The 964-nt window shown below is 46.1% G+C and carries 2 protein-coding genes; both read left to right on the top strand.

Going from position 1 to position 964, the window contains the following annotated elements; genetic code table 11:
• The coding region (locus P1S46_12285) for a sulfotransferase (protein ID MDF1537245.1) at window positions 1–228 on the top strand (228 nt) is incomplete at its 5' end.
• A gap of 58 nt (window positions 229–286) precedes the next feature.
• Window positions 287–964 (top strand): alpha-1,2-fucosyltransferase (locus P1S46_12280; GenBank protein ID MDF1537244.1); only part of this gene is annotated, 678 nt, incomplete at its 3' end.

The following is a 964-nucleotide window of genomic DNA, read 5'->3' as shown; positions in this document are numbered from 1 at the left end:
AAGGACCTTGACGGGAAGATACTGGTGGACTTCATCGGAAAATACGATAACCTCCAAGCGGATTACGAGGAGGCCTGTTGTAGGATCGGAATCAAGCCGCCTCCCCTACCCCACAAAAGACAGGCAAAGGACAGGGAAGACTACCGCAACTATTACGACGCAGATCTGGCCGAACTTGTCTCGAACTATTTTCAAAAGGATATCCAGACTTTCGCATATACCTTTTAGAGCCTGCCTAAAGCGACTCAGGAAAAGCTAAATGGTAATAGTACGACTCACAGGGGGGTTGGGTAACCAGATGTTTCAGTACGCTACCGGCAAACGCCTGAGTCTTACCAGTGGGGCGGAACTGAAACTTGACGTTAGGCGGCTGAAAGGAGATTCTTACAGAAAATTCCAATTGGATGTTTTTGATATCTCTGAAGAGCCTGCTACCGAAGAAGAGATAAGAAGGATCCAGCGAAGTAGTATCTCAACCTGGTTGCTACTGCCCATCCGTCACAGGATAGGTGTCAAGTTCATGCCTCCGGCGTTTTACCCTGAAAAACAATATACATTCGACCCACTGGTGCTGGAAATAAAGGATAATGTCTATTTGAAAGGTCACTTCCATTCCGAAAAATATTTTACGGATGTAGCAGACATTATCGCTGAAACATACACATTAAAGTCTATTTCAAAAAAGACCCGGGAACTTCATAATGAGATCATTGGTTGCAACTCTGTCAGCGTTCATGTCCGCCGGGGAGATTATGTTTCCAAACCACAGAACCAGACAAGATACGGGAGCTGCAGCATCGAATACTACAACGAATGCATGCGGATGATTCTAAGCACCGGTTCTGCGCCGAAGTTTTATGTTTTCAGCGATGAACCCGATTGGGTTCGGAATAACATGTCTTTTCCGGAAAGTACGATCATCGTGACCAGGGAAGGGTTGGGCTGTGATGCAGAGGAGCTTTTT

The sequence above is a fragment of the bacterium genome (assembly GCA_029210545.1).
In the GTDB taxonomy this organism is placed as follows: domain Bacteria; phylum BMS3Abin14; class BMS3Abin14; order BMS3Abin14; family BMS3Abin14; genus JARGFV01.
The sequence above is the reverse complement of the archived record's forward strand: the minus strand, read 5'-3'. Positions and strand labels throughout refer to the sequence as shown.